Origin of the sequence: Amycolatopsis rifamycinica (genome assembly GCF_000695625.1) — a bacterium.
In the GTDB taxonomy this organism is placed as follows: domain Bacteria; phylum Actinomycetota; class Actinomycetes; order Mycobacteriales; family Pseudonocardiaceae; genus Amycolatopsis; species Amycolatopsis rifamycinica.
The window spans coordinates 253631-276130 of record NZ_JMQI01000011.1 but is presented as its reverse complement, the minus strand read 5'-3'; the positions used below and the strand labels follow the sequence as shown (position 1 = coordinate 276130).

Annotated in this window: 17 protein-coding genes and 1 pseudogene; 6 read left to right on the top strand and 12 right to left on the bottom strand. The window is 70.7% G+C overall.

Going from position 1 to position 22500, the window contains the following annotated elements; genetic code table 11:
• Positions 1 to 58: 58 nt before the first annotated feature.
• The 3 genes from DV20_RS06075 to DV20_RS06065 form a co-directional block, all read right to left on the bottom strand.
• Positions 59 to 1900 (bottom strand): HEXXH motif domain-containing protein, encoded by a 1842-nt coding sequence (locus DV20_RS06075; RefSeq protein ID WP_043777038.1) that lies wholly within the window; start codon positions 1898 to 1900, stop codon positions 59 to 61.
• Positions 1901 to 1912: 12 nt separating this feature from the next.
• Positions 1913 to 2101: a hypothetical protein gene (locus tag DV20_RS06070; protein ID WP_043777036.1), complete on the bottom strand. Its 189-nt coding sequence runs from the start codon at positions 2099 to 2101 to the stop codon at positions 1913 to 1915.
• Between the two features lie 160 nt (positions 2102 to 2261).
• On the bottom strand, positions 2262 to 3437 hold the full coding sequence (locus tag DV20_RS06065) for a TetR/AcrR family transcriptional regulator (RefSeq protein WP_043777242.1): 1176 nt from the start codon (positions 3435 to 3437) through the stop codon (positions 2262 to 2264).
• A gap of 148 nt (positions 3438 to 3585) precedes the next feature.
• Between DV20_RS06065 and DV20_RS06060 the strand changes: the two genes are divergently transcribed.
• Both DV20_RS06060 and DV20_RS06055 read left to right on the top strand, forming a co-directional pair.
• A complete protein-coding gene (locus DV20_RS06060) occupies positions 3586 to 4797 on the top strand; it encodes an acetyl-CoA C-acetyltransferase (RefSeq protein WP_043777035.1) in 1212 nt (403 codons plus the stop codon).
• Between the two features lie 8 nt (positions 4798 to 4805).
• Positions 4806 to 6977, top strand: coding sequence for a 3-hydroxyacyl-CoA dehydrogenase NAD-binding domain-containing protein (locus tag DV20_RS06055; protein WP_043777033.1), 2172 nt, complete (start codon positions 4806 to 4808; stop codon positions 6975 to 6977).
• A gap of 48 nt (positions 6978 to 7025) precedes the next feature.
• On the opposite strand, the gene DV20_RS06050 is transcribed toward DV20_RS06055, so the two are convergent.
• Entirely contained in the window at positions 7026 to 7331 is a 306-nt protein-coding gene (locus DV20_RS06050; RefSeq protein WP_043777032.1) for an antibiotic biosynthesis monooxygenase family protein, read from the bottom strand.
• Between the two features lie 96 nt (positions 7332 to 7427).
• Here DV20_RS06050 and DV20_RS06045 point away from each other — a divergent pair, with 96 nt between their 5' ends.
• On the top strand, positions 7428 to 9764 hold the full coding sequence (locus DV20_RS06045; RefSeq protein ID WP_043777030.1) for a GH92 family glycosyl hydrolase: 2337 nt from the start codon (positions 7428 to 7430) through the stop codon (positions 9762 to 9764).
• Here the strand turns inward: DV20_RS06045 and DV20_RS06040 are convergent.
• The 3 genes from DV20_RS06040 to DV20_RS06030 form a co-directional block, all read right to left on the bottom strand.
• Positions 9761 to 11806, bottom strand: coding sequence for an MMPL family transporter (locus DV20_RS06040; RefSeq protein ID WP_043777028.1), 2046 nt, complete (start codon positions 11804 to 11806; stop codon positions 9761 to 9763). The genes DV20_RS06045 and DV20_RS06040 overlap by 4 nt on opposite strands.
• Before the next feature lie 114 nt (positions 11807 to 11920).
• Complete coding sequence (locus tag DV20_RS06035; protein WP_043777026.1) at positions 11921 to 12586, bottom strand: response regulator; 666 nt, start codon at positions 12584 to 12586, stop codon at positions 11921 to 11923.
• 7 nt (positions 12587 to 12593) lie between these two features.
• Positions 12594 to 13661 carry a sensor histidine kinase gene (locus DV20_RS06030; protein WP_043777024.1) on the bottom strand — a complete coding sequence of 356 codons (1068 nt, stop codon included), beginning with the start codon at positions 13659 to 13661 and terminating at the stop codon, positions 12594 to 12596.
• An 86-nt stretch (positions 13662 to 13747) separates the two neighbouring features.
• Here DV20_RS06030 and DV20_RS06025 point away from each other — a divergent pair, with 86 nt between their 5' ends.
• Positions 13748 to 14203, top strand: a complete 456-nt coding sequence (locus tag DV20_RS06025) for a DUF3761 domain-containing protein (RefSeq protein ID WP_043777023.1) — start codon at positions 13748 to 13750, stop codon at positions 14201 to 14203.
• Between the two features lie 86 nt (positions 14204 to 14289).
• Positions 14290 to 15696 (top strand): MFS transporter, encoded by a 1407-nt coding sequence (locus DV20_RS06020; RefSeq protein ID WP_043777021.1) that lies wholly within the window; start codon positions 14290 to 14292, stop codon positions 15694 to 15696.
• 3 nt (positions 15697 to 15699) lie between these two features.
• On the opposite strand, the gene DV20_RS06015 is transcribed toward DV20_RS06020, so the two are convergent.
• From DV20_RS06015 to DV20_RS05995, 5 genes and pseudogenes are all read right to left on the bottom strand, one after another.
• Positions 15700 to 15927 (bottom strand): hypothetical protein, encoded by a 228-nt coding sequence (locus DV20_RS06015; protein ID WP_043777019.1) that lies wholly within the window; start codon positions 15925 to 15927, stop codon positions 15700 to 15702.
• Positions 15928 to 16054: 127 nt separating this feature from the next.
• Positions 16055 to 16861, bottom strand: coding sequence for an SAM-dependent methyltransferase (locus DV20_RS06010; protein WP_043777017.1), 807 nt, complete (start codon positions 16859 to 16861; stop codon positions 16055 to 16057).
• A 110-nt stretch (positions 16862 to 16971) separates the two neighbouring features.
• Positions 16972 to 17775: pseudogene (locus tag DV20_RS06005) on the bottom strand (SAM-dependent methyltransferase).
• A gap of 35 nt (positions 17776 to 17810) precedes the next feature.
• Entirely contained in the window at positions 17811 to 19364 is a 1554-nt protein-coding gene (locus DV20_RS06000) for an acetolactate synthase large subunit (protein ID WP_200876359.1), read from the bottom strand.
• A 5-nt stretch (positions 19365 to 19369) separates the two neighbouring features.
• Positions 19370 to 20755 carry an FAD-binding oxidoreductase gene (locus DV20_RS05995; protein WP_043777014.1) on the bottom strand — a complete coding sequence of 462 codons (1386 nt, stop codon included), beginning with the start codon at positions 20753 to 20755 and terminating at the stop codon, positions 19370 to 19372.
• Positions 20756 to 21144: 389 nt separating this feature from the next.
• Here DV20_RS05995 and DV20_RS05990 point away from each other — a divergent pair, with 389 nt between their 5' ends.
• Positions 21145 to 21966, top strand: coding sequence for an aldo/keto reductase (locus DV20_RS05990; RefSeq protein WP_043777241.1), 822 nt, complete (start codon positions 21145 to 21147; stop codon positions 21964 to 21966).
• Positions 21967 to 22500 lie beyond the last annotated feature (534 nt).

The window sequence follows — 22500 nt, the reverse complement described above, 5'->3', positions numbered from 1 at the left end:
ACCAGCCACGGTGGTCGTGGCCCGCTCGGCCAAGCGGGTTGTTCGCCGGCGAGGCACGCTACTCGCCGGGTTGGCCGCCCGCGTCGAGCCAGCCGATCCAGGCGGACAGCCTGTCCGGCGGACAGGGGACACCTCGTGCCCGCACCGCCCGGTGCACCGCGCGCACCAGCTCGGGGCAGCGGAGGAGAGCGTGTCCGGCAGCGGCGTCCGACTTGGCCAGTGCGAGCCCCAAACCCGCCCAGGCCGCGGGCGACTCGGGATCCTCGGCCAATTCAGCGAGGTAGCCCTGCACAGCGGCCGGAATGCGGCCGTCGGCGTAGGCGAAATCGGCAGGGGTGGCGTCGGGCACGGTCGACCAGGATCGCGCCAGTCTTCGGTGGTCGGTGATGGCCAGCCGAACGAGGTCGAGGCGTGCGTGCCGCCAGCGTCCGTCGGGGACCGGTGTGGGCAAACCGTCCTCGATGCGACCGAGCGGCGGCCGGGTCTTTCCCGAGCACCAGGCGTCCGCGAGCGCGACGACCGCCGCAGGGTCCGGGCGCAGATGGCGTAGCCGCCAGCCGGCGTAGTGGTCGGTGGCGGCGGCCGCGGCAGCCGCCGCGACGACCGCGGACACCTCTTCCTGCTGCCAAGACCCGACCAGGTCGGCGACGCCGCCGAGGAAGAGCCGCCCATCGTCGGTCAGCTCAGGATCGTTCTGAAGGACGCGAAGGACGCGCCAGGTCGCCGCGCGCCAGTAGGCGAATTCGAACTCCGCGAGCAGACGGAGCTGGTAGCCGTCATCTCTCGTGAGCGCTCGCCAAAAGGCGGCCACCCCGAAAAATGCGTAGACGCCTTGGAATACCCCGCCGAGTGGCCGCGGGTCGTCGCGCCACGGGGTGTAGAACCGTTCGGCGGGATCGTCGGTGTGCAGACAGACGAGGTGCAACAGCCCGCTCAGCCGGTTGTGGTGAAACTCGTGGATCAGCATCGCGGCCAGCGTGGCGGGATCGGTGGGTCTCGCGACGATCGCGCTTCCGAACGCCTCGCCACTCGAGGCACTGGACGTCCGGAACGGCATCAGCGCCCGCGGAACGACGGAGTCGAAACCCGCTTGCAGTGCTTCGGCTTCCTGGGGCAGGCAGCGAGTGATCAACTGCCATGCTTCGTCGAGCAGCACGGCCCACTCCCGCACCTCGGCGGCGGGGAGCCGCTGCGGGAGAATCGGATCGTACGAACCGCGGTAAGGGTCGACGTCGTCGAGGCGAAGCGTCAACGTCTTCGCGGCGGCCCGCAGGGTCACCTGCCGGACGCCCCACCAACCGGGTGCATCACTCGACAGGTCGGTGGGGAGTTCGACGGCCGACGTTTCGCCACGGATTTCCCGTCGGCTGCGGTCGCACCGCACCTTCGCAACCGAGTGGAGCTCATCGCCGCCGAGCTTGGCGACGCCCAGACCGGGAAGCGCGGCATTCCCGGACCAGACCGGGATCTCGGTGCTGAAAGACAGTTTCGCCCGAATCGCGGCGGCCGCCGCGATCGCGTGGATGTGGCCGACGTGCACCCACAGCGGGCATACGCCGGCGATCTGCCGGTGGAGCAGCCGGGACGTGTAGCCCAGCCAGCTGCCGGTGTAAGGATGAGCGAGGACGAGGTCGAGAGCGTCCGGCGCTACGCCCTGCACACGGGACAGCAACTCCCAGGCTTGCTCGGGATCGGGCAGCGGCCCCGGCAAGTCGCTCTTCTTGGCGGCGATGTCGGTCACGGCGCGGAGGAGCAGCAGCCGGCGACTGCGCTCGGTTTTCCGCAGCCGGTGCACCACTGGCGCGCCGCCGGTGCCGTGGGCCAATTCGGTGAAGTCCACCATGCTGAGCCGGTGAACCGTGAATTCTTCGGGACCTGTTCCGGGTTCGTACGGTGTCACGGTGCTAGGGCGTCAGCGGGACCAGCCGTTTTCCAGCTTTTGGTCGCAGACTCGGACATATCCCGCGTCCTCGACTACGTGCCGGACCGCGCGGTGCAGCACGGGAGTGTCCAATGTGCGAAGCATCGCCAGCGGGACGTTCCCCAGGTCCATGACCTCGGATTCGAGGTTGGGAGCCAAGCTTTCGAGCAGCGCGGTCATTCTGCGTCCCTCCCGATCGGCGAATGGGCCGACCGACGGCCACGGTGCCCCATGATGCCAGCTTCCGGGGTCACCGTGCACGTGCAATTTCGAGTGAATGCGTCCGTCCGGACGCTACTGGGACAATAGTGACATCGATGGCAGGCCGAGCGGTGAACGATTACCCGGCGACGCCCAGGACCATATGGAGTAACGTCGTCAGCTCTGCCTCGAAGTGCGGCCTCGAAGCCACCCGGCGGGTCCGGGCCAGGTCGTTCGCGATGGTCAGCGCCGCATGGACCGTGATCTTCGCTTCCCTCGCCGGCAGCGAAGGGCGGACGGTGGACAGCAGCGTCACCCACTGGGCCACGTAGTCCCGCTGCACCCGCAGCAGGTCTGCCTTGTCCCGGTCCGGCATCGTCACCCGGTCCGCCGAGAACGACACCAGCAACTCCGGCGTGTGCAAGATCGTGTGCACGTACGACGCCGCCAGGCGACGCAGGGCCGAGCGCTCGTCCGACGTCTGTAGGGCTCGCTCGGCCGCCACGGCCAGGCGGTCGGCTGCTCGGTGGCCGATGGCCACCATCAGCGCTGCCTTGCTGGGGAAGTGGCGGTAGACGCTGGGCCCGGCTATGCCCGCCGCCGATCCGATGTCCTCCATGCTCACGGCGTGGTAGCCCCTCTGGGCGAACAATGCCGTTGCCTCCGCCAGGACCTGCTCGCGGCGGGAGGGTGTGCCCAAGCTTGCGATGGACACCGAAGGCGGTGTGGCAGGCGAAGGCAGTGTGGCGTTCAGCACATTCAGGGCCAGTTCGATCAGCAACTGAGCGAAGCGCCGACGGGCCACCGACGTGTGGTGGACCGACACGCTGCCGAACACCGACAGCGCCGCCCAGCAGAGGAGCTCCGCGTCCTCGGCGGGCAGCTCCGGGCGGCGGGCCTGCAGCGCCTTCGACCACGCTGCCAGTACCAATGCCGACCTGCGGGCGATCTCGCGCTGGTCCTCCTTCGGCAGATGCCGGCCCTCCCAGCGCCACAGCGCCGCGATCTCACGGCGCTCCACGGCCTGGGTGGCGAGCCGGCTCAGGAGGGATTCCAGCTGGTCAGCGGGCGGCACCGAGTCCGAAAGCGCCGAAGCCGTCGCCGCCTCCATCTCCTCGAAGCCGGTCAGGACCACGTACGCCAGGATTGCCTGCTTGTCCGCGAAGTGCCTGTACAACGCCGGGCCTGTTACGCCCGCCGCGTCCGCTATGTCCTTGATTCCCACTCCGGGGAAGCCGCGGGCTCGGAACAGCTCCGCCGCCACCGCGGCCAGCTGGGCCCTGCGGTCTCGGGGACGGGAGCTGTGTTCGGTCATGGTGAGTGAACGATAGCGGCTCATGGCACACCCGCAACCCATTGACACCATGGGGTTATCCGGCGATATGTTAATGGCCATTAGCCCTACTGGCCGGTATCATCGGCCACGGCACGACGACGTCCGACAGCTCGCGAGGAGTAGTTCAGTGAGTAGCGAGGCCTACATCTACGAGGCGATCCGCACGCCTCGCGGCAAGAACAAGGGCGGTGCCCTGCACGGCACCAAGCCGGTCGACCTGGTGGTCGGCCTGATCAACGAACTGAAGGTCCGCCACCCGAACCTCGACCCCGCCGCGATCGACGACATCGTGCTCGGCGTCGTCTCGCCCGTCGGGGAGCAGGGGGCCGTCATCGCGCGCACCGCCGCGCTGAACGCCGGGCTGCCCGAGACCGTCGCCGGTGTGCAGCTCAACCGGTTCTGCGCCTCCGGCCTGGAGGCCACCAACACCGCCGCGCAGAAGGTCCGCTCCGGCTGGGACAACCTGATCATCGCCGGTGGCGTCGAGTCGATGTCGCGGGTGCCGATGGGCTCCGACGGCGGCGCGCTGTTCATGGACCCGGCCACCGCCTACGACAACTACATCGTCCCGCAGGGCACCGGCGCCGACCTGATCGCGACCATCGAGGGCTTCTCCCGCGAGGACGTCGACCGCTGGGCCGTCCGCTCGCAGGACCGCGCCGAGGCGGCCTGGTCCGGCGGCTACTTCGCCAAGTCCGTCGTCCCGGTCAAGGACATCAACGGCGTCACGGTCCTGGACCACGACGAGCACCGCCGTCCCGGCTCCACCGTCGAGAGCCTCGGCAAGCTGAAGCCCGCCTTCGCCGGCATCGGCGAGCTGGGCGGCTTCGACGCCGTCGCGCTGCAGAAGTACCACTCGGTCGAGAAGATCAACCACGTCCACACCGGCGGCAACTCCTCCGGCATCGTCGACGGCGCCGCGCTGGTCCTCGTCGGCTCCGAGCAGGTCGGCAAGACCTTCGGGCTGACCCCGCGGGCGCGGATCGTGGCCACCGCGTCGATCGGCTCCGAGCCGACGATCATGCTCACCGGCCCCACGCCGGCCACCGAGAAGGTCCTCAAGGCCGCGGGCCTCACGCCCGAGGACATCGACCTGTGGGAGCTCAACGAGGCGTTCGCCTCCGTCGTGCTCAAGTGGATCAAGGACCTGCACCTCGACGAGGAGAAGGTCAACGTCAACGGCGGCGCGATCGCCATGGGCCACCCGCTCGGCGCCACCGGCGCGATGCTGGTCGGCACCGTGGTCGACGAGCTGGAACGCCGCCAGGCGCGCCGCGCCCTGGTGACCCTGTGCATCGGCGGCGGCATGGGCGTCGCGACCATCATCGAGCGGGTGTGAGGACTGAAATGCCGGAAAGCAAGACCATCCGCTGGGACCAGGACGAAGACGGCATCGTCACCCTGACCCTCGACGACCCGAACCAGTCGGCGAACACGATGAACGCCGACTTCCGCGAGTCGCTCGGTGTCACGGTCGACCGCCTGGAGGCCGAGAAGGACTCCATCACCGGCGTCGTCATCACGTCCGCCAAGAAGACGTTCTTCGCCGGCGGCGACCTGAACGACCTCATCCAGGCCAAGCCCGAGCACGCGGTCGAGCTGACCGAGGGCAGCACCCTGATGAAGGGGCAGATGCGCCGCATCGAGCAGCTCGGCAAGCCGGTCGTCGCGGCGATCAACGGCGCCGCGCTCGGCGGTGGCCTGGAGATCGCGCTGGCGACGCACCACCGCATCGCCGCCGACGTCAAGGGCAGCCAGATCGGCCTGCCCGAGGTGACGCTGGGCCTGCTGCCCGGCGGCGGTGGCGTGGTCCGCACCGTGCGCCTGCTGGGCATCCAGAGCGCGCTGCTGAACGTCCTGCTGCAGGGCCAGCGGCACCGCCCGGCCAAGGCGCTGGAGCTCGGCCTGGTGCACGAGCTCGTCGGCTCGGTCGAGGAGCTCGTCCCCGCCGCGAAGGCGTGGATCAAGGCGAACCCCGACGGCGGCGTGCAGCCGTGGGACGTCAAGGGCTACAAGATCCCCGGCGGCACCCCGTCGAACCCGAGCTTCGCGGCCAACCTGCCGGCGTTCCCGGCGAACCTGCGCAAGCAGATCAAGGGTGCGAACATGCCGGCGCCGCGGGCGATCCTGGCCGCCGCGATCGAGGGCGCGCAGGTCGACTTCGACACCGCGCAGCTGATCGAGACGCGCTACTTCATCCACCTCGCCACCGGCCAGGTCTCGAAGAACATGACGAAGGCGTTCTTCTTCGACCTGCAGACCATCAACTCCGGCGGTTCGCGGCCGGACGGCTTCGAGAAGTACACGGCCAAGAAGGTCGGCGTGCTCGGCGCCGGGATGATGGGCGCGGCGATCGCGTACGTCTCGGCGAAGGCGGGCATCGACGTCGTGCTCAAGGACGTCTCGCTCGAGGCGGCCGAGAAGGGCAAGGGCTACGCCGAGAAGATCGAGCAGAAGGCCCTTTCGCGCGGCAAGACCACGCAGGAGAAGTCGGACGCGCTGCTGGCCAAGATCAAGCCGACCGCCGACCCGGCCGACTTCGCGGGCGTCGACTTCGTCATCGAGGCCGTCTTCGAGAGCGTCGAGCTGAAGCACAAGGTGTTCGGCGAGATCGAAGGCATCGTCAACGCCGACGCCGTGCTGGGCTCCAACACCTCGACCCTGCCGATCACCACGCTCGCCGAGGGCGTGCAGCGGCAGGAGGACTTCATCGGGATCCACTTCTTCTCGCCGGTGGACAAGATGCCGCTGGTCGAGATCATCTGCGGTGAGAAGACGTCGCCGGCCACGCTGGCCAAGGTCTTCGACTACACGCTGCAGATCAAGAAGACCCCGATCGTCGTCAACGACAGCCGCGGCTTCTTCACCTCGCGCGTGATCGGCACGTTCATCAACGAGGCAGTCGCCGCGCTGGGCGAGGGCGTCGAGCCGGCGTCGATCGAGCAGGCCGGCGCGCAGGCCGGCTACCCGGCGCCGCCGCTGCAGCTGATGGACGAGCTGACGCTGACCCTGCCGCGCAAGATCCGCCAGGAGTCCAAGGAAGCCGTCGAGGCCGCGGGTGGCACCTGGAAGTCGCACGCGTCGGAGGCCGTCATCGACCGGATGGTCGAGGAGTTCGACCGCAAGGGCCGCTCGACGGGCGCGGGCTTCTACGAGTACGACTCCGAAGGCAAGCGCGCCGGCCTGTGGCCGGGCCTGCGCGACGCGTTCAAGTCCGGCTCGGCGCAGGTGCCGTTCGAGGACCTCAAAGAGCGGATGCTCTTCGCCGAGGCCCTCGAGACGGTCAAGTGCTTCGACGAGGGCGTGCTGACGTCGGTGGCCGACGCCAACATCGGCTCGATCTTCGGCATCGGCTTCCCGGCGTGGACCGGTGGTGTCATCCAGTACATCAACCAGTACGAGGGTGGCCTGCAGGGCTTCGTCGACCGGGCGCGTGAGCTGGCCGCCCGCTACGGCGACCACTTCGAGCCCCCGGCTTCGCTGGTGGAGAAGGCCGCCAAGGGCGAGATCTACGAATAAGCCGCGTTGATCGAACGGGCCGTTCCCTTCCCGGGAACGGCCCGTTCGTCACAACGCGACGGCGACCTCGGCGTGGCTCACGCGGTCGTCCCAGCGGCTCAGCGCCCGCCGCGCGCCCTCCTCGAGAACGGCCTCTTCGTAGCTCTCGCCCGCGAAGCCACGTACGGCGTCGAGATCGGTGAAGAACGTGATCGAGGTGAACTCGACCTCGTCGCCGACCCGGCGCCGCAGCAATCGGGCGCCCTGGAAGCCGGGCACGTCGCGCAGGTGCTCCGCCACGTCGGTTTCGTAGTGCCGTTGGTAGTCGTCGGCCGTCGCGGCGGGCGCCCAGCCGCGCCAGGTGCGTGCGATCATCCTCGGTTCCCCAATCCGTCGTGCGGGCGGAATAGTCCGGCAGTTTGTCCGCTTCTGTTTGCCCGCAGGCCACCGGGGGCGGGTTAGTCTCCGCCCATGCGCCGTTCCCTCACGGTGGCTCTCGCCGCCACCTTGCTCTCCTCGACGCTGACAACGATGTCAACCGCCGCCGGGCTGAGCCCCGCCGACTTCGTCGATCCGCTCATCGGCTCGGCGGGGGACGGCAACACCTACCCCGGGGCCACCGCGCCCTTCGGCATGCTGGCCTGGAGCCCGACCAGCACCCGTGGCGACCAGACGAGCACCGGCGCCGCCAACGGCTACCAGTACGACACCACCCGGATCCGCGGCTTCAGCCTCACCCACGTCAACGGCGCCGGCTGCAACCCCGGCGCCGCCGGTGACGTGCCGATCATGCCCTTCGCCGGCGACGTCACCTCGTCGCCGACCGCGGACACCACCGACGCCGTCTACGCGAGCAACTTCAGCCACGCCGACGAAGCCGCGACGCCCGGCCGCTACCGGCTCGGCCTCGCCAACGGCGTCACGACGGACGCGGCCGCGACCGAACGCACCGCGATCGCCTCGCTGCGGTACCCGGCGGACAAGCCCGCGAGCCTGCTCTTCCGCACGTCGAACTCGCTCAACGGCAGCGAAGACGCCGAGACCCACCTCGACCCGGCGAACCGCACGGTCACCGGGTCCGTGCTCACCGGCGCCTTCTGCGGCCGCCGCGCGAACGGCGGGGTCAACAACCGCAAGTCCTACTACCGCCTGTACTTCACCGCCCGGTTCGACCAGCCCTTCACCGGCACCGGGACGTGGCAGGACGCCACGCTCCAGCCCGGCGGCCTCGACCAGACCGGCGGCGAAGGCTACGCCACCGGCAAGGACCGCGCCGGACGCGGCTCCGGCGGCTACGTCACCTTCGCGCCCGGCAGCACGGTGACGATGCGGATCGCGATCTCCTACGTCTCCCTCGAAGGCGCCGAACGCAACCTGCGGGCCGAGCAGCCGCCGAGGTCCACAGTGGACAGCATCGCCGAGAAGACGAAGCGGGCCTGGAACACCGAACTGAGCCGCGTGGACGTCGGCGGCGGCACGGCCGGCCAGCGGATCGTCTTCACCACCGCGCTCTACCACAGCTTCCAGCAGCCCAACCTGGTCAGCGACGTCGACGGCCGGTACCTGGGCATGGACCGGAAACCCCACCGCGTCGAACCCGGGCAGGACGCGCAGTACTCGAACTTCTCCGGCTGGGACCAGTACCGCGCCCACGTGCAGCTGCTGGCCCTGCTGCAACCGCGCGTGGCCGGCGACTTCGCCCAGTCGCTCTACAACTACGCGCGGCAGAACGACGGCGTCTGGGACCGCTGGGTGCACGTCAACGGCGCCACCCACGTCATGACCGGCGACCCGTCGGCGGCGACGCTCGCGACCTTCTACGCCATGGGGGTCCGCAACTTCGACTACCGCGGCGCCTTCGATTCGCTGTACCGGCAGGCGACCATCCCGCGGCCGGAGGGCCTGCAGGACGGCGGCTGCCCCGGCCAGTGCGTCGGCCAGCGGCCGAACCTCGCGCAGTACCTGACGTCCCACTACGCGCCCCAAGACGTCTGCCACTGCTGGGGCGGTGCCGCCGAAACGCTCGAAGACTCCGTCGCGGACTTCGCGCTCGGGCAGTGGGCCCGCCGGCTCGGCCGCACGAAGGAAGCCGCGGAACTCGACGCCCGCGGTGGCTACTGGCGCAACGTCTTCAACCCCGCCACCGGGTACGCGCAGGCGCGCAACGCCGACGGCAGCTGGGTGACGCCGTTCGACCCGGCGAGCGACCGCGGTTTCGCGCAGGGCAGCGCGGCGGCCTACACCTGGATGGTCCCGCAGGAGGTCACCGGCCTCGCCGACGCCATGGGCGGCAAGGCCACCGCGATCAGCCGCCTCGACGGCTTCTTCCACGACGCGAGCGGGAACTGGCAGCTCAAGGGCGGCGGCCCGCTGAAGTACGACCCGACGAACGAGCCGGACATCCACGCGCCGTGGCTGTACAACGAGCTGGGTCAGCCGTGGAAGACGCAGGAAACCGTGCGGCAGCTGGTGAACTCCGTCTACACGACCGGGCCGTCGGGCCTGCCCGGCAACGACGACCTCGGCACGATGTCCGCTTGGTACGTCTTCTCGGCGCTCGGCCTCTACCCGCGGACGCCGGGCTCGGCGGAACTGCTGCTGTCGAGCCCGCTGCACCCGAGCGCCGTGCTCCGGCCGGCGGGCGGCGCGCCGATCCGGATCACGACGTCGGGGAGCGGGAAGTACGTCCAGGACGTCCGCCGGAACGGCCGTCCCCAGCGGGACTGGAAGCTCGACGCGGGCTTCCTCCGCACCGGCGGCAGCCTGGACTTCCGGCTGTCGGAGACGCCGTCGAGCTGGGGGAGTTAGGGCTCGAGCGCGAAGTGCGGCAGCCGGCGGTCCAGCCACCGCGGCAGCCACCAGGCCCGGGCCCCGAGCAGCCGCATGATCGCCGGGACGAGAAGGCAGCGGATCACCAGGGCGTCCAGCAGCACCGCGACCGCCAGGCCGAGGCCGAACTGGGCGAGCATCCGCGAGGGGTCGAGCAGGAACGCGCCGAACACGAGCACCATGATCGCGCCCGCCGCGGTGATCACGGCGCCCGTCGAGGCGAGCCCTTCGCGCACCGCCAGCCGGGCGTCGCCGGTCCGCCGCCACTCCTCGTGCATCCGGGACACCAGGAACACCTCGTAGTCCATCGACAGCCCGAAGACGATCGCGAAGATCATCACCGGCACGAACGCCTCGATCGGGCCGGGCTGCGCGCCGAACCAGCCGTCGCCGAACACCAGCGTCATCACGCCGAGGGAGGCGCCGATGCTCAGCAGGTTCAGCAACGCCGCCTTGAGCGGGATCAGGATCGACCGGAACACGACCATCAGCAGCAACGCCGACAGCCCGACCACCACCAGCACGAACAGCGGCAGCCGGTCCGCGACGGCGCCGGCGAAGTCGGTCGCGGCCGCGACGGAACCGCCGACGAGGTAGTGGCCCGGCAGCGCCGGCAGCACCTCGGTGCGCAGCCGCGTCACCAGCTCGGCGGTCGCCTCATCCTGCGGTGACGTCGTCGGGAAGGCCAGGACGGTCCGGCCCATCGGCGGCAGGACACGGGCGATCCCCGGGGTGACTGCGAGCTGTTGCCGCAACGCGACCGTGTCGCCGTCTTCGGTGACGATCGCGAGCGGGCCGGTGAAGCCCGGGCCGAAGCCCTCGGCCAGCAGGTCGTAGGCCTCCCGTGTGGTGGAGCCGGCCGGGTCGGTGCTCGCGTCGGCGAACCCGAGCCGCAGGCCCGCGGCCGGAAGGGACAGTCCGATGAGGACGATCAGGCCGATGGCGAGCGGAGCCAGCGGACGCCGTTGGACGCCGTCGGCGAGCCGTCGCCAGGCCTTGCCGTGCTCCCGTCGAGCGGCGTGCCGCCGGATGCCGCGTTCGAGCCGCTTGCCGAACAGCGACAGCAGCGCGGGCAGGAGCGTGACGGACGCGAGCATCGTCATCAGGACGGTGAGCGCGACGGACAGCGCGACCCCGCGCAGCCCGCCGAGCCCGAGCGCGAGGAGGCCGAGCAGCGCGATGATGACGGTCGTCCCGGCGAACAGCACCGAGCGGCCGGCCGTGTCGAGCGCCCGGCGGGCGGCGGCGTCACGGTCGTGGCCCGCGAGGAGTTCGGTGCGGTAGCGGGAAAAGATCAGCAGCGCGTAGTCGACGCCGACGCCGAACCCGACCAGCATCATCAGCGGCGAGGTGTAGCTGGCGATGTCGACGACGTGCGAGACGACGGTGATCACGCCCAGCGTGCTGCCGACCGCGAACACCGCGGTGATGACCGGCAGCCCGGCCGCGAGCAGCGAGCGGAACAGGAACACGAGGATGACCAGCGCGGCGAGCAGGCCGACGCCCTCCGCGGGGCCGCCGCTCCCGGAGATCCGCTCGATCGGGTCGCCGGCCAGCGCGACTTCGACCGGCCCGGCCCGCTTCGCGGTGTCGGCGAACTTCACGATGTCGTCGTAGGGGAGGTCGGTCGAGGCCGCGTCGAAGGTGACGGTGGCGTAGCCGATCCGCCCGTCGGCCGAGAACGTCGTTTCGGACACCGACCGCACGTGCGGCAGGGCGCGGACTTCGCCGAGCATGGTGTCGATCGGCGCGCGGTTCGCGGCGAGCCCGCCGTCGGCCTTCAGCACGATCTGCGCGCTCGCGCCGGACTGCGGGGAGCTCTTGAGCAGGTCGACGACCTGCTGGGATTCGGTGCCGGGCAACGAGTTGTCGTCGTGGAACGCGCTGCCGGCCAGCTGCGAGGTGACCGTGACGCCGATGAGGACCAGCGCCCAGAGCGCGACGGCGAGCCACCGGTGGTGCTGCGCCCAGCCGGCCAGCCGCGCCAGGCCGCCCCCGGAGGTACGAGTGATGGTGTCCATGGTGGACAAGGATTCGCGAGGAGGGCCCTACCGCGCGTCGCGCAGCGGAGGACACCTCGCGTGCTCCCAGCGGTGTCCCCTAAGGCCGTTCCCGTACTCCTGGCGGAGTACGGGTCAGGGCGTCAGCCACCGGGGCGTCACCGCGCCGGACTCGTAGGCGAGGACGACGAGCTGGGCCCGGTCGCGCGTGCCGGTCTTGGTCATGATGCGGCTGACGTGCGTTTTCGCCGTCGCCGGGCTGAGGGTGAGCTCGCGCGCGATCTCGTCGTTCGACAGCCCGGCCGCGACCAGGGACAGCACTTCGCGTTCGCGGTCGGTGAGGCGGTCGAGTGCCGGGGACGGCGCCGGCCGGGTGCCGCGCGCGGCGAACTCCGCGATGAGGCGCCGGGTGATCGACGGGGCCAGCAGCGCGTCGCCGCGGGCGACCACGCGCACGGCGTGGATCAGCTCCTCGGGCTCGGTGTCCTTGACCAGGAACCCGCTCGCGCCCGCCCGCAGCGCGCCGTAGACGTCCTCGTCGAGGTCGAACGTCGTGAGGATGACGACCCTGGTGTGCACGCCCGGGTCGGCCAGGAGGTGCCGGGTGGCGGCGAGGCCGTCGAGCACCGGCATCCGGATGTCCATCAGCACGACGTCGGGGTGGTGGTCGTGCGCGGCCTGCAGCGCCTCGCGCCCGTCCGCGGCCTCGGCCACCACGGAAATGTCGTCCTCGCCGTCCAAAATGGACCGGAAGCCGGCGCGGACGAGCCGCTGGTCGTCGACGAGCAGGACCCGGATCATCGGCCCATCATCGCACCGGGAGCCGGGCCCGCACCCGGTAGCCGCCGCCTTCGCGCGGCGCCGCGGTCAGCTCGCCGCCGAGGGCCCGCGCGCGTTCGGCCATCCCGCGGATGCCGTTGCCCGCCGGGGCCGCGCCACCGCGACCGTCGTCGTCGACCGCCACGGTCAGCTCGTCGGCGCCGTAGCCGAGCCGGACGACGACGGTCTTCGCGCCGGCGTGCCGGGCGACGTTGGTCAGCGCCTCCTGGACCACCCGGAACGCGGCGTGCTCGACGTCCGGCGGCAGGTCACGGGCGACGCCGTCGATCTCGGTCCGCACGGTCAGCCCGGAGGCGCCGACCGATTCGGCCAGCTCCGCGACCCGCTGGAGGCCCGGCCCGCCGGTTTGCCGGAGCATGCCGAGCGTCGCGCGCAACTCCTGGAGCGCGGTCTTGCTGGCGTCCTTGATCGCCCCGAGCGCCTCCTCGGCCTGGCCAGGGTCACGGCGGTGCAGCGCGGCGCCGGCCTGGACGTTGATCAGCGCGAGGTGGTGGCCGAGGACGTCGTGCAGCTCGCGGGCGATGCGCAGGCGTTCGTCGGTGGCCCGCGCCCGGGCCTCGGCTTCCTTCGTGCGCTCGGCCTCGGCGCGGTAGTGCGCGACGGCGCCGCCGGCGACCAGGGCGACGAACCAGCCGGTCATCAGGAAGAACGCGAAGTTGTCGACGTGCCGCCCGGTCCGCGAGCTGATTTCGCCGGCCGTGACGCCGGCCATCGCGGCGACGACGAGCAGCGCGGCACCACGGATCCGCCCGGCCGCGGCGGCGTTGTAGAGCGCGTAGGCGAAGGCGAGCAGGACGAGGCCGTCGGGGTCGGTCAGGGGGTAGTAGAGCGCGCAGCAGACGAGCGCGAACCCGGCGACGCTCAGCGGGTACCGGCGCCGGAGGAAGAGGGCGGCGCAGCAGAGGAGGGTGAGCCCCCAGCCGATCGCGGCGTGGCGGGCGGGCTCGGCACCGTCGTTGAGGACGGCGAAGAGCGAGCCGGCGACCACGGTCAAGGTGACCGTGAGCTCGGCCGCGTACCGCCGTAGCCAGGACATACGCCGAGTCTAGGCGGCGGCGGTTGTAACAAGAGCCTCCGATGCGCCGACTACGCGGCATTGCTTCGTGGCGCTAAGGAGTCTCGGTGAACAAGAAACTCGGGTGGATCCTCGCCGCGGGCCTGCTGGTCGCGGGCTGTGGCGCCGGCGCGGTGCCGCCGAAGAACACCGGGAACGTCGGTGTCCTCGACACCCCGGCCGCGACGTATTCGACGCCCGCGTATTCCGTTCCGGTCACGACCGAAGCGCCGCCCACGACGTCCGAAGCGCCCGTCGTCACCTCCGCGCCGCCCACCCCGCAGGCGGCCGTCCCGAAGGTGACCACGCCGAAGCCCAAGGCGCCGGGCACCACCGCGCAGGCCGCGCCCAAGCCGGCCGAGTGCGGTGCCGACTACTACCGGAACTCGGACGGCAACTGCGTCCACCGGCCCAGCGACAACCCCGCCGGCGCCACCGCCCTCTGCAAGGACGGCAGTTACAGCTACAGCCAGCACCGGTCCGGCACCTGTTCCGGCCACGGAGGCGTCCGCACCTGGCTGTGACCAAAACACCACTCGTACGGAAACCCGTCACCCCGTGGGTACAGTGCATGAAGTTGCATGATGCGTACTAAGTACACACTGGGGGTGTGGTGGTATCCCGTTCCGGCCGCGCGGTCGTCGTCGTGCTCGCTTCGTGCGGGCTCGTCGCGTCGTTCATGCAGACGCTGGTCGTGCCCCTGATCCCGGTCTTCCCGCGGCTGCTGAACGTCCCGGCGGCCGACGCGTCGTGGGTGGTCACCGTGACGCTGCTGGCCGCGTCCGTCATCACGCCGGTCAGCGGGCGTCTGGGCGACCTCTACGGCAAACGGCGGATGATCCTCGTCAGCCTCGGGCTGCTCATCGCCGGTTCGGTCGTGTCCGCGACGACCAGCGCGCTCCCGTGGCAGATCCTCGGCCGCGGGCTGCAGGGCTGCGCGATGGGCGTGATCCCGCTCGGCATCAGCATCATGCGCGACGAACTGCCGCCCGAACGCGTCGGCGGCGCGATCTCGCTGATGAGCGCGACGCTCGGGGTCGGCGGCGCCATCGGGCTGCCGGTCGCGGCCGTGGTGGCCGAGAACGCCGACTGGCACGTGCTCTTCTGGACCGCCGCCGGGCTCGGCCTGGCCTGCGCGCTGCTGATCCTCACCGTGGTGCCCGAGTCGCCGCTGCGCACGCCCGCGCCGTTCGACTACTTCGGCGCGTTCGGGCTGGCCGCCGGGCTGCTCTGCCTGCTGCTGCCGGTGGTCAAGGGCGGCACCTGGGGCTGGACCAGCCCGCCGACGCTCGGGCTGGCCGCGGCCGCCGTCGTCGTCCTGCTCGCCTGGGGCGCCTACCAGCTGCGCCGCCGCGATCCGCTGGTCGACCTGCGGGTGTCCGCGCGCCGGCCGGTGCTGTTCACGAACCTCGCGTCGATCATGGTCGGCTTCGCGCTGTACGCCATGGCGCTGTCGTTCCCGCAGCTGCTGCAGGCCCCGGCGTCGACCGGCTACGGGCTGGGTCAGACGATGGTCGAGTCCGGCCTCACCCTGGCCCCGAACGGCCTGGTGATGATGCTGCTTTCGCCGGTTTCCGCGCGGCTCATCACCCGGTTCGGCCCGCGGCCGACGCTGATCAGCGGCGCGCTGGTGATCGCCGCCGGGTACGCGTTCGCGATCGTGCTGATGGACAACGCGGCCGAGCTGATCACGGCGTCGGTGATCATCGGCGCCGGCGTCGGCATCGCGTACGCGGCGATGCCCGCGCTGATCATGGGGTCGGTGCCGGTCACCGAGACGGCGTCGGCGAACGGGCTCAATTCCCTGATGCGCTCGGTCGGCACGGCGATCTCCAGCGCGGTGATGGCGGCGATGCTGGCCCAGCTGACGATCACCGTCGGCGGGCTGCCGGTGCCGTCCCTGTCCGGCTTCCGCGCGACGTTCGCGGTGGCCGCGTTCGCCGCGCTGGCGGGTGCCCTGCTGGCGTCGCTGGTCCCGAGGAAGCAGGCGGCGCCGACCCTGGTCGGCGCCGCCTAGCAGTCACGGCCGCTGGACCCACAGCTCCCAGAGGTCCCCGAACGGCTGGCAGCTGTAGCCCAGTGCGCCGTTCTGGTTGACTTCGGCCTTACCGCGGTCCTGACACCAGGACAGCCGTGAGAACCAGTCGACGTACACCCATTCGGACATGACTTTCGCGCCGGCGGAAGAAGCGGCTTCCGCCGCCCCGGCACTGGGCCCGCCGATGAGCATGGCGGCTCCTGCGACCATTCCGCCGATCAGAACCCTCGCGCCAAGCTTCTTCATCACCCTCTACCCCCGGTTTCTCGTTGGGCCTCTGCCCGGTGAAAGCCTAACGTGCCGGAGGCCACCTTAGGTGAAGACGTGTCACGGCGGGCTAGTTCTTGCGCGCCACCAGAGCCAGGCCGCCGCACTCCGCCGGGTCGGGCGGCATTTCCGCGGGGTCGTCCGGCCGCCACTCGGGGATGAACACGATGCCCGGGTCGACGATCTCGAAGCCGTCGACCAGGGCCCGGAGCTCGTCGGCCGAGCGCGGTGTCACCGGGTTCGCGCTCTTCTGGTACATCGCGACGGCGCGGGCCGTGCCGTCGCTCTGCTGCTCGTAGGTGGCGGACGACAGGGCGAGGTAGCTGCCGGGCGCGAGCGCGTCGCGGTAGGCGGCGATCAGCCGGGCGGGGTCGCGCTCGTCCGGGATGAAGTGCACGAATAGCGCCATCACCACCATCACCGGCTGGTCCAGGTCCAGCATCATCTCGGTGGTGTCGTGCTCGAGGACGTCGTCGGGGAACTCGGCGTCGGCGTGCACCATCGCCGCGTTGTCGTTGTCTTCGAGGACGATCTCGCTGTGCGCGACGGCGATCGGCTCGTTGTCGACGTAGACGACCCGGGCGGCCGGGTCGATCGCGTGCGCCACCTCGTGCACGTGCCCGACGGTCGGCATGCCGGAGCCGATGTCGAGGAACTGCCGGATGCCCTGATCCATTCCGAACCGGATGGCCCGCCGCAGCCACTGCCGGTTGAGCCGCGCCCGCTCGCGCGCGTTCGGCTGCGCGGCCAGCACCTGCTCGGCGAACATCCGGTCGACGGCGTAGTTGAGCTGGCCCCCGAGGATGTAGTCGTACACGCGCGCGGCGTTGGGCTTGTCGAGGTCGATGCCCCGCCGCGCGTACTCGTCTTCGCTCATCCGCCGCTCCTGGAGTCAGGTGTGCCGCGAGAATAGTGGAAGCCGGCGCACCGGTTCCTGCGGACCACCAGTTCACCACGGGACCGCGCGGGCCGCGTGTTGGCCGGTCATCACCGTTGTTTGCGGGCCACCAAGGCGAGCCCGCCCGACTGTTCCGGCGGGTCTTCGAGCGGGTCGTCCGGGCGCCACTCCGGCGTGAACACGATCCCGGGCGGCAGGATCTCGAACCCGTGCACCAGCGCCCGCAGTTCGTCGGCGGAGCGCAGCGTCAACGGCGTCCCGCTCTTCTCGTAGAGCGCGACCGACCGCTTCGTCTCCTCGCCCTGCCCCTCCCACGTCCCCGACGACAGCGCGAGCAGGCTGCCGGGCGTCAGCACCTCGCGGTAGCGCGCGATCAGGCCCGCCGGATCCCGGGAGTCGGGGACGAAGTGCACGAACGCCGCCATGATGACCATCACCGGCCGGCTGAAGTCCAGCAGCGCGGTCGTGGTCGGGTGCTCCAGCACCTCGCCGGGGTACTCGGCGTCGGCCTGGATCATCGCCGCGTTGTCGTTGTCTTCGAGGACGATCTCGCTGTGCGCGACGGCGATCGGCTCGTTGTCGACGTAGACGACCCGGGCGGCCGGGTCGATCGCGTGCGCCACCTCGTGCACGTGCCCGACGGTCGGCATGCCGGAGCCGATGTCGAGGAACTGCCGGATGCCCTGCTCCGCGCCGAACCGGACCGCGCGGCGCAGTCACGCCCGGTTGACCAGCGCCATGTGCCGGGCGTTCGGCAGCACCCCGAGGATCTGGTCGGCGAACATCCGGTCGACGGCGTAGTTGAGCCTGCCGCCGATCATGTAGTCGTACACGCGGGCGGCGTTCGGCCGGTCGAGGTCGATGCCCCGCTTCGCGTGTTCGTCTTCGCTCATCCGACGCTCTCGGGCTCGGGGGTGGTCGTCCGTTTCTACAGCAGCGGGGGCACCGCCGCGTCGATGAGGTGCGGGCCGGGCTCGGCGAAGGCCCGCTGGAGCTGCTCGGCGAGTTCTTCGGCGGTGGTCGCGCGCGTGGCGGGCACGCCCATGCCCTCGGCGATCTTCACGAAGTCCATGTCCGGCCGCGAAAGGTCGAGCAGTTCGTTCGCCTTCGGGCCGCCCGAAACCGCGCCGACGCGCTGCAGCTCCATCCGGAGGATCGCGTACGCGCGGTTGTTGAGCAGCACGGTCGTGACGTTCAGGTTCTCCCGCGCCTGCGTCCACAGCGCCGAGATCGTGTACAGCGCACTGCCGTCGGACTGCAGGTTCAGCACCGGCCGGTCCGGTGCCGCGACGGCCGCCCCGGTGGCCACCGGCATGCCGTAGCCGATCGCGCCGCCGGTCAGCGTCAGGACGTCGTGGCGCGGCGCGCCGGCCGTCGCCATCGGCAGCAGCAGGCCGGACGTGTTGGCCTCGTCGGCGATGATCGCGTTGTCCGGCAGCAGCGCCCCGATCACCTCGACCCAGTTCTGCGGGGTCAGCGGCCCGCTGGGCAGCGCGGGCCGCGCCTCGGGAGCCAGCACGGGCTCGGTGTCCGCGGCGACCAGATCGGCGACCTCGGTCAGCGCGCGCGTGACGTCCTGTCCGACCGCCGCAAGCGTGTGCACTTGGGCGCCTTCGGGCACCAGATCGCTCGCCTTGCCGGGGTAGGCGAAGAACGACACGGGCGCCTTCGTGCCCGCGACGACGACGTGCTTGATCCCGTCGAGCTGGTAGGCGACCTGCTCGGCGAGGTAGCCGAGCCGCTCGATCGACGGCAGCCCGGCGCCGCGCTCCAGCCGCGCCGGGAACGTCTCGACGAACGCCTTCGCGCCGGTCGCGGCCGCGATCCGGCTCGCGGCCCGCAGGCCGTCCTCGCGGCACGCGCTGCCGCCGATGAGCAGCGCGACCGGCTCGCCGGTGCCGAACACCGCGGCGATGTCCTTGACGGTGGTGGCGTCGACGGCCTGCGGCACGCGCGGCGGGATCGGCGCGCAGGTCTCGCCGCCCTCGCCCCAGGAAGCGTCCGCGGGCAGGATCAGCGTGGCGACGCGGCCCGGCGCGTCCTGGGCGGCGGCGACCGCGGCGGCGGCGTCCGCCCCGACGTCCTTCGTGTGCTCCGAGCGGCGCACCCAGCCTTCCAGCGAGCCCGCGACGGCCTCGATGTCCGACTCCAGCGGCGCGTCGTACTGCTTGTGGTAGGTCGCGTGGTCGCCGACGACGTTGACGATCGGCGTGTGCGCGCGCCGTGCGTTGTGCAGGTTCGCCAGGCCGTTGCCCAGGCCGGGACCGAGGTGCAGCAGCGTCGCGGCGGGCTTGTCCGCGATCCGCGCGTACCCGTCGGCCGCCCCGGTGACGACGCCTTCGAAGAGGGCGAGCACGCCCCGCATCTCCGGGACCGTGTCGAGCGCGGCGACGAAGTGCATCTCCGAGGTGCCGGGGTTGGCGAAGCACACCTCGACGCCGGCGTCGACCAGCGTGCGGATCAGGGACTGGGCGCCGTTCATTTCACTCATGCGGTTCCTTCGGGAAAGAGAACGCCGGGGTTCAGGATCCCGGCGGGGTCGAAGCTCTGCTTGATCCGGCGCATCAGCTCGATCTTCGCCGGGTCTTCCAGTTCGGAGTGGTAGTGCGCCTTGGTGCGGCCGAGGCCGTGCTCGCCGGAGATCGCGCCGCCGAGTTCCATGGCGTAGGCGAAGATGTCGGTGAGCAGCTGCTTCCGCTTGGCGTCGTCCTTGCAGAAGATGCCGAGGTGGACGTTGCCGTCGCCGGCGTGCCCGCAGCCGAGCGCGCCGCCGCCGGCGGCCATCGCGAGCTCCCGCGCCTTGGCGATGAACTGCGGCATCGCGGTCCGCGGCACGACGACGTCGATCACGTCGTCGGCGCCGGCCGCCTTCGCCGTCCAGAAAGCCTTTTCGCGGGCCTCGATGAGCTTGCGGGCGGCGTTGCCTTCCAGGACGTAGACGTCGGTGGCGCCCAGTTCGCCGAGCAGCTCGCCGACGGTCTCGACGTCCTCCTCGAGCCGGCCGGTCTCGCGGTTTTCCAGTGCCACCACGAGGTAGGCCTCGCTGGTCTCGCGGATCTTGTCCGGGACACCCAGCTCGAGCTTCTCGTTGTAGACGATCGCCGCCATCGTGAGGTTGTCGATGTACTCGAGGATGTGCGGCGCGAGCCCGCTGGAGAGGATGGCGGGCACGGCGGCCATCACCTGGCCGAAGTCGCCGAAGGGCGCGAGCACCGTGGCGCCGTGGGCCAGCCGCGGGTGCAGCTTGACGGTGATTTCGGTGGCCAGCGCGAGGGTGCCTTCGGAGCCGATGATCAGCTGCGTGAGGTCGTAGCCGGTGGAGATCTTCGACGTCTTGCCGCCGGTCCGGATGATCTCGCCGGTCGGCAGCACAGCCTGCAGGCCGAGCACGTTGTTGCGGGTGACGCCGTACTTGACCGCGCGCATCCCGCCGGCGTTGGTCCCGACGTTCCCGCCGACGCTCGCGCTCAGCTCGCCGGGGTAGACGGTGTAACCGAGCCCGGCTTCGGCGGTCTTGGCGTCGAGCTCGGCGAGGGTGACGCCGGGCTGCACGACGGCGACGTGGTTGCCGGTATCGACTTCGAGGACGGCGTTCATCCGCTCGAAGGAGATCAGCAGCCCGTCCGCCTGCGGCCGGGCCGCCCCGGACAGCCCGCTGCCGGAGCCGCGGGCGGTCACGGGCACGTTGTACTCCGAAGCGGCCTTCAGCAGCTCCGCGACTTCTTCGGCCGTTGCCGGCTTCGCGACGTACGCCGGCTTCTGCGGCTCCGCCGTCAGCGCTTCGTCGTGCGCGTAGTCCTCCGAGATCGCCTCGCCGGTCAGCAGGTTCCCGCCCCCGACGATCTCGGTCAGGCGTGCTGCCACGTCGCTCATCGGCAGTTCTCTCCTCCGCGCCGTCGCTGTGGTTACCGCAGCGTAGTACGTACCGGCGGTACGCCGCCATGAAGGTTTTTCATGTTCTAGGGCGGAGGTGCTCGCAAGGTCGGTTTCCGCGTTCGGCGCGTCCTGGCACCCGGCAGGATCGGGTCCTGGACGGCGAAGACGCGGCGTGCCCGAGGGAGCTCTAGAAAATCGCTTCCTTGGCTTCGTCGACGCCGGCCTACCCGACGAACCTCGTGGCGAGCCCGACGGCGGCCCAGCCGGTAGCCGTCGCGTGGTTTGCCGAGTCTGTTCGCGCTACCGGGGCGCGGAGGCGGGCGCCGATGGATTTAGCTCAGACTAAATCTCTGGTGGGTGACAGCGACGGCGGCGAAGCTTCCGCCATGACCACGACGTACACCTTCGAAGACGGTCTTTCCGTGCACCGCCTGGGTTTTGGGGCCATGCGGCTCACCGAATGGGAGCACGTGAAGGACGGCGCCCACGCCGTCGCCCGCCGTGCCGCCGAACTCGGCGTGACGTTCTTCGACACCGCCGACGCCTACGACCTGGGCCTGAACGAAGAGCTGCTCGCCGACGCGCTCAACCCGTACCCCGGGCTGCTCATCGCGACGAAGTGCGGGCACGCGCGCCCCAGCCGCGGCGAGTGGGTCCCGCTCGGCCGGCCTGAATACCTGCGGCAGCAGGCGGAACTTTCGTTGCGGCGCCTGCGCGTCGAGCGGCTTGACCTGCTGCAGTTGCACCGGGTCGACCCGCAGGTGCCGCTCGCCGACCAGGTCGGCGCCCTCGCCCGGCTGCGGGACGAGGGCAAGGTCGCCCGGATCGGGTTGTCCGAAGTCACCGTCGCCCAATTGGCCGAGGCGCGGGCGATCGCGCCGATCGCGAGTGTCCAGAACCGCTACAACCTGACCGACCGCGCGTCCGACGACGTGCTCGCCTACTGCGAGCGCGAGGGAGTGGCGTTCGTCCCGTGGCTCCCGATCGCCTCCGGTCGCCACGCGACCGCGGGCGGTGTCCTCGGCAAGGTCGCGGCCGACGTCGGGGCGACGCCCGCTCAGGTGTCCCTCGCCTGGCTGGTGCACCGTTCGCCGGTGGTGATCCCGATCCCGGGGATGTCGTCGATCGCGCACCTGGAAGAGAATTGCGCTGCCGCGGAAATCGAGCTTTCCGACGCCGATTTCGAGCGGTTGAGCGCACTGGGATGAAAAGCGGCCCGGCCGCGGGTTTTCCGCGGCCGGGCCCGGCAGTTCCGGCTCAGACGAGCCAGCCGAGGACGTGGGCGAGGTGCGCCAGCGCGCCGGTCAGGATGTCGTGGGCGTGGTGGGCGTGCTGCGCGAACATCTGCATGGAATGGCTCCTGTTCGAATGAAAAGTGATTCCCTGGAGTGCACCTCGCGAGGTACGGAATCAGGTTTTCACCGTGCTGGCACCCTGTCAAAAAGTCATTCCCGGCCGAACTCGAGGCCGCGGAATCTTCCCATGCTAAACACGTAATCCCTTCGTGTTTTCGCCCGGGGTGCCCTGATCGGTCGTCCACCACTTTGGGTAGCAGGCCGGGGAATTATCACTGTCGGTGATGCGAGCCTTGATCCGCCACCCTGGGCAAGGGCGTAACTCGATCCGGTGATCACCAGCCACAAAAGGTGAAGTTGTCGATGATCACCCTTTCGGGTGGCGGCAACGGGCCGGCCGGGACGCCGGGTGCGGCAGCCGCACCCGGCGGGGCGTTGGGAGGTAAG

Bases quoted from the DNA above. Each gene is read 5' to 3' on its own strand.
- DV20_RS06015 (WP_043777019.1), bottom strand. From the start codon at position 15,927: ATGGTCGCAGGAGCCGCCATGCTCATCGGCGGGCCCAGTGCCGGGGCG.
- DV20_RS06065 (WP_043777242.1), bottom strand. From the start codon at position 3,437: ATGACCGAACACAGCTCCCGTCCCCGAGACCGCAGGGCCCAGCTGGCC.
- DV20_RS06070 (WP_043777036.1), bottom strand. From the start codon at position 2,101: ATGACCGCGCTGCTCGAAAGCTTGGCTCCCAACCTCGAATCCGAGGTC.
- DV20_RS06045 (WP_043777030.1), top strand. From the start codon at position 7,428: ATGCGCCGTTCCCTCACGGTGGCTCTCGCCGCCACCTTGCTCTCCTCG.
- DV20_RS06050 (WP_043777032.1), bottom strand. From the start codon at position 7,331: ATGATCGCACGCACCTGGCGCGGCTGGGCGCCCGCCGCGACGGCCGAC.
- DV20_RS06035 (WP_043777026.1), bottom strand. From the start codon at position 12,586: ATGATCCGGGTCCTGCTCGTCGACGACCAGCGGCTCGTCCGCGCCGGC.
- DV20_RS06010 (WP_043777017.1), bottom strand. From the start codon at position 16,861: ATGAGCGAAGACGAGTACGCGCGGCGGGGCATCGACCTCGACAAGCCC.
- DV20_RS06000 (WP_200876359.1), bottom strand. From the start codon at position 19,364: ATGAACGGCGCCCAGTCCCTGATCCGCACGCTGGTCGACGCCGGCGTC.
- DV20_RS05995 (WP_043777014.1), bottom strand. From the start codon at position 20,755: ATGAGCGACGTGGCAGCACGCCTGACCGAGATCGTCGGGGGCGGGAAC.
- DV20_RS05990 (WP_043777241.1), top strand. From the start codon at position 21,145: ATGACCACGACGTACACCTTCGAAGACGGTCTTTCCGTGCACCGCCTG.
- DV20_RS06030 (WP_043777024.1), bottom strand. From the start codon at position 13,661: ATGTCCTGGCTACGGCGGTACGCGGCCGAGCTCACGGTCACCTTGACC.
- DV20_RS06055 (WP_043777033.1), top strand. From the start codon at position 4,806: ATGCCGGAAAGCAAGACCATCCGCTGGGACCAGGACGAAGACGGCATC.
- DV20_RS06040 (WP_043777028.1), bottom strand. From the start codon at position 11,806: ATGGACACCATCACTCGTACCTCCGGGGGCGGCCTGGCGCGGCTGGCC.